This is a genomic window from Amycolatopsis sp. NPDC059027 (genome assembly GCF_042739735.1).
Taxonomy (GTDB): domain Bacteria; phylum Actinomycetota; class Actinomycetes; order Mycobacteriales; family Pseudonocardiaceae; genus Amycolatopsis.
In genome coordinates, this window is sequence record NZ_JBHYIK010000008.1 from 44,068 (window position 1) to 48,812 (window position 4,745).

General features: G+C 70.7%; 4 protein-coding genes. 2 read left to right on the forward strand and 2 right to left on the reverse strand.

Annotated elements, in window-relative coordinates; all coding sequences use genetic code 11:
- Positions 1-103: 103 nt before the first annotated feature.
- Together ACFWY9_RS07765 and ACFWY9_RS07770 are read right to left on the reverse strand one after the other, a co-directional pair.
- Complete coding sequence (locus ACFWY9_RS07765; RefSeq protein ID WP_378338443.1) at positions 104-1,585, reverse strand: exo-alpha-sialidase; 1,482 nt, start codon at positions 1,583-1,585, stop codon at positions 104-106.
- A 200-nt stretch (positions 1,586-1,785) separates the two neighbouring features.
- Positions 1,786-2,772 carry a YeiH family protein gene (locus ACFWY9_RS07770; protein ID WP_378338444.1) on the reverse strand — a complete coding sequence of 329 codons (987 nt, stop codon included), beginning with the start codon at positions 2,770-2,772 and terminating at the stop codon, positions 1,786-1,788.
- A gap of 71 nt (positions 2,773-2,843) precedes the next feature.
- Here ACFWY9_RS07770 and ACFWY9_RS07775 point away from each other — a divergent pair, with 71 nt between their 5' ends.
- Together ACFWY9_RS07775 and ACFWY9_RS07780 are read left to right on the forward strand one after the other, a co-directional pair.
- A complete protein-coding gene (locus tag ACFWY9_RS07775) occupies positions 2,844-3,737 on the forward strand; it encodes a LysR family transcriptional regulator (RefSeq protein ID WP_378331541.1) in 894 nt (297 codons plus the stop codon).
- 81 nt (positions 3,738-3,818) lie between these two features.
- Positions 3,819-4,670, forward strand: coding sequence for a PadR family transcriptional regulator (locus ACFWY9_RS07780; protein ID WP_378331542.1), 852 nt, complete (start codon positions 3,819-3,821; stop codon positions 4,668-4,670).
- The last annotated feature ends 75 nt before the right edge of the window (positions 4,671-4,745 follow it).

Here is a 4,745-nt window from a genome sequence, read left to right on the forward strand (position 1 = left end):
GCGGTGTGTCTGTGTCTCTGTTTGTGTGTGTCTCTCTGTGCTGTTGTGTTTTTTTGTGTGCCCCCCCACCTCAACCCCCCACAACAACCCACTTGGAGGGGCGTCAGTCGCAGTGGCCCAGGGGGCTGTCGAAGGTGGAGCCACCGGTCGCGCCGCCCCAGCGGACGCACTTGCCCGACGCGGTGGCCTTCACCGGACCGGCGAAGTACGCGAACGAACCGGAGTCGGTGACCCGCGGCGAGCCCTGGACCTCCAGATAGGCCGAGGTCTGCGTGGCCGTGCCCGCCGACGCGCTCTTCATCGTGCTGACGCAGTTCTGCCCGGTGCTCGCGTTGTAGGACAGGTAAACCGTGCCCGCGGTGCCCAGCGGAGCCGAGTCGATGACGCCGAACCCGCCGCCGCACACCGGCGCCCCGAGCGTGGCTTCGGTGACCGTCGACCATCGGATCGTCTGGTTGGCGTTGTACTCCGGGCCCGCTTCGTACAACACACCGACCGAACCGGTGGCGAGCTGGACCATGTCCGAATACGCCGCGTCCTCGCCCCACACCAGCACACTGCGGTCGTTGTTCGTCCAGTTGCCGCCCTCGTCGAACGACGAGTGGACGCGCAGCTGCTTGCGACGGTCGCAAGTGGACGGTCCGGCGAACAGGATCCGGTCGTACTTCCCGCCCGCGTCCACCGCGCTCATCCGCGCCGTCGAGCCCTGCACGGTCGGCGTGATCAGGTCGTTCTCGTAGGTGAACTTCTGCGTGAAGCTCGCGCCGCCGTCCGCGCTGATCGCGTAGGCCCGGTTGCGGGTCCCGTCCGCGAGGCACTTGTTGTCCTTGTTGGCATCGTTGCGCGCCGCCGCGTACACCCGGCCGTCGGCCAGTTCGGTGACGCTGATCTCCTGCGGGTTCATCGCGTCCGTCATGCTGACGTCGGTCGCGCCGCGGTGCCAGTCGACACCGTTGTTGTCGCTGTAGATCAGGGAACCAGTGCCCTTGTCCCCGGTCGAAAAGCTCATCCCGGCGACCAGCCGCCCGGCGTGCGCACCCCGCGTCAGCACGATCCCGTGCGACGGCCCGGTCGCGAGCCAGCCCGGCGCGGACGGGAATCCCAGCTGCTCCGTCAGCACCTTGGGTGTCGTCCAGGTCTTCCCGTCGTCGTCACTCCACTGCACCCGCGGAACCCGCCCGCACGCCGGGTTCTTCACGCACTGCATCGTCGACAGCAGCACGATCCGGCCGGTCGAGGGCACCACGATCGGCACCGGATTCCCCTTGGTGTCCCCGAAACCCCGGATGACCACCTGCGGCGCGCCCCAGGTCTTCCCGCCGTCGGCCGAACGCTTCACCACCAGATCGATGTCCCCGGCGTCGTTGCAGAACGACGCGCCCCCGTTGCGGCCCTCGGCGAACGCGAGCAGGTCGCCGCTGCGCGCCTTCACCACCGACGGAATCCGGAAGCAGTCGTAACCTTCCGTTTTCTCCTTGTACACCACGGTATTGCCCACCGCCGCCGAAGCGGGCGGCGCCGTGGCCACCCCGGCCAGTGTCATACCCGCCACCACCGCGGCCAGCGCGACACGGATGATCTTCACAGTCAGGCTCCGTCCTGAGCATCGCGAACCCCTTACCCACCCGAGGATCCGGCGCACCCGTACAAGAGCCGTACATTTACTAATCCGGCCAAAAGTAGGCGGACACGGGCCGCAGTCGACCTGCTCATAGGTACCCGTTTCCGCCGTGACTGTGGTCGGATTAGTAACAAACGGCGCAGTTCGTATAACGACCTATGCGCTCAGGCGAAGATCGCCAGCGTGCAGAAACCGGTGGTGGCGACGAGAAGCGTGGAGAGTAACCCGAGCAGGAGTGCACGGCCGCCGGTGCGGATCAGGACGCCGATCCGGACGGCGCAGCCCAGGCCGAACAGGGCACCCGCGAGCAACAGTGTGGACGCGATCTTCGCGACGTCGAGCACGGTGCCAGGGAGGATTCCGGTGCTGCGCACCACGACCATCGCGAGGAAGCCGAGGACGAACAGCGGCACGAGCGGCGCGCGGGCGCCGTCGGGGCGCGTCCGGTTGCGGTTCTCGGTCACGCTCACCAGCGCCACCATCGGCGCCAGCAGGACGACCCGGCTGAGCTTGACCACGATCGCGATCGCCACGGCGCCCGCGCCGGCGGGGGTCGCCGCCGCGACCACCTGCGCCACCTCGTGCACGCTGATGCCCGCCCAGCTGCCCAGGCGCAGCCCTTCGAGCCCGAAGGCCTTGCCCAGCAAGGGGACCGCGGCGATCGCGATGCTGCCGTAGCAGGTGACAAGGGCCACGGCGGTCGCGACATCGGAGTCCTTGCGCTCGACGACGCCTTCCATCGCCGCGATCGCCGAGGCGCCGCAGATCGAGAACCCGGTCGCCACCAGCAGCGCGAGTCCACGCGGGACCCGGATCAGCTTGCCGATCCCGAGTGTGCCGACGAAGGTCACGCCGACGGTCAGCACGACGGCGAGCAGGGTGCCGGGGCCGAGTGAAAGCACGGCGGGAAGCGCGAGCTGCAGGCCGAGCAGGACGACCCCGGCGCGCAGCAGCCGTTTGGTCACCCGCGCGATCGCGTGGCGGAGATCGTCGGTGAGCACGGGAAGCGACCCGGCGATCACGCCGAGCACGACCGCGACGGTGAGCGCGCCGAGGACGGGCAGGGCGGAGCTGATCAGGTAGGCCACCGCGACTCCCGCCGCGGTGACGGCGAGTCCGGGGAGGACCGTTCTGGGGCGCGTCGTCGTCATGCTTTCCAGCCTCGCCCCGCGACGGGCCGCGCGGTAGCCGTCAGCAGGCGCTGAGGTCATACACTTGGGCTATGACCACACCCGATCTCGACTCGCTCCGCCTGCTGGTTTTCGTCGACGAACTCGGCAGTATCGGCCAGGCGGCGAACGCGCTGGGCATCGCGCAGCCGTCCGCGACGAAGCGACTGTCCACACTGGAACGGCGGCTCGGGCTGGCGTTGCTTAGCCGCAGCCACCGAGGATCGGGGCTCACCCCGGACGGCCGCGTCGTCGTCGGCTGGGCGCGCCGCGTGCTGGACGAGATGAGCGAGCTGCTCACCGGCGCGGAGGCGTTGCGCGCGCAGCGTGAGGCCGAACTCCGGGTCGCCGCGAGCATGACGCTCGCCGAGCATTTCGTGCCCGCGTGGATCGGTGAGGTCAAACGCGCCCACCCCGACCGCTATGTCGGGCTGGAGGTGGTCAACTCCGAACACGTCGCCGAACTGGTGGTGCAGGGCAAGGTGGACCTCGGGTTCGTCGAGTCGCCGGGCCCGCTGCCGGGGCTCGCCACCCGGAAGGTCGCGGCGGATCACCTCGTCGTGGTGGTTCCCGACGGGCATCCCTGGGTCCGCAGGCGCCGTCCGCTCACCGCCGCCGAGCTGGCGGCGACACCGCTGGTGGTCCGCGAGCGCGGCTCCGGGACCCGCGAGACCGTCGACGCCGCGCTACGCCGCGCGGGGGCGGGCGCGGTCACGCCGCTGCTGGAGCTGGGATCGGCGTCGGCCGTGCGGAACGCGGTGATCTCGGGTGCGGGACCGGCGGTGATCAGCGCGCTCGACGTCGCCCGCGAGGTCGCCGACCGGCGGCTCGTGCCGATCGCGGTCGACGGCGTCGACCTGAACCGCGCGCTGCGTGCGGTCTGGCCCGCCGGGCGACGGCTGACCGGACCCGCAGCGGAGCTCCTCGCCCTCGCGATACGCCGCTGACCTGCGACCTTGCGTACCGAATAGCGGCGATATATCGTGGTCATGTCGGCGATAGTCGCACGATACGAAAGGGGACAGCTCATGGAGCGATCAGCAGGTTTCGGCAGGATGTTCCGCGGCTTCGGGGAGCGCGGCGGTTTCGGCTTCGGGCACCCGGGGCACCCCGGCCGCCCGGGAGGCCCCGGTCACGGCCCACGGGGGCACCATGGCCCGCACGGTCATCACGGGCACCCGGGCGAGAACCCGGATTGGGGGCCCGAGGACGGCTTCGGCCCGGAGTTCGCGCGCGGCGGGCCGCCGCACGGGCCGGGCTTCCCGCCGCCCCCGCCTCCGCCACCGCACGGGCCCGACCCCCGTGGCGGATTCCCGGGTTTCGGCGGATTTCCCGGCTTTCCGGGTGGTGGCCCCGGCGACCCGCGCCGGCACGGCGGCTGGTTCGGCGGTGGTCCGTGGCAGGGGCGCCGCGGCCCGAGCCGTCCGGTCCGGCCCGCGGTGCTGGCGCTGCTCGCCGAGGAGCCGATGCACGGTTACCAGATCATGCAGGAGATCCGCCGCCGCACCGACAACGAGTGGCGGCCGAGCCCCGGCTCGATCTACCCGATCCTGCAGCAGCTGGAGGACGAGGGGCTGGTCCGCACGGCAGGGAACGGCGGCCGCCGCGTCGCCGAACTGACCGAGGCGGGCCGCGAGCACGTCGCCGGTCGTGAGGAGGAGTTCGCCGCGCTGTGGGAGAGCGACGCCGCCGAGGTGCCGGGCGCGGACCGGTTCCAGGCGCTGTGGCGCCAGCTCGGCGAGCTTTCGGGCGCGGCGTCACAGGTCGCCTACACCGGCAGTGACGCGGAGTTCGCCGAGGTCAAGAAGGTGCTGTCGGAGGCGCGCCGCAAGGTGTACGAGGTGCTCGCCGCCGCTGAGCCGGAGGACGACCTGTCCTGACCACAGCGGTGGGGGGGTGGCGAAGAAGCGCGCGCGAGAAGAAAACCAGGTTGAGTGTCTGGATCAGGCGGTGGT

Coding starts and splice junctions, on each gene's coding strand:
- ACFWY9_RS07770 (WP_378338444.1), bottom strand. CDS start 2,772: ATGACGACGACGCGCCCCAGAACGGTCCTCCCCGGACTCGCCGTCACC.
- ACFWY9_RS07775 (WP_378331541.1), top strand. CDS start 2,844: ATGACCACACCCGATCTCGACTCGCTCCGCCTGCTGGTTTTCGTCGAC.
- ACFWY9_RS07780 (WP_378331542.1), top strand. CDS start 3,819: ATGGAGCGATCAGCAGGTTTCGGCAGGATGTTCCGCGGCTTCGGGGAG.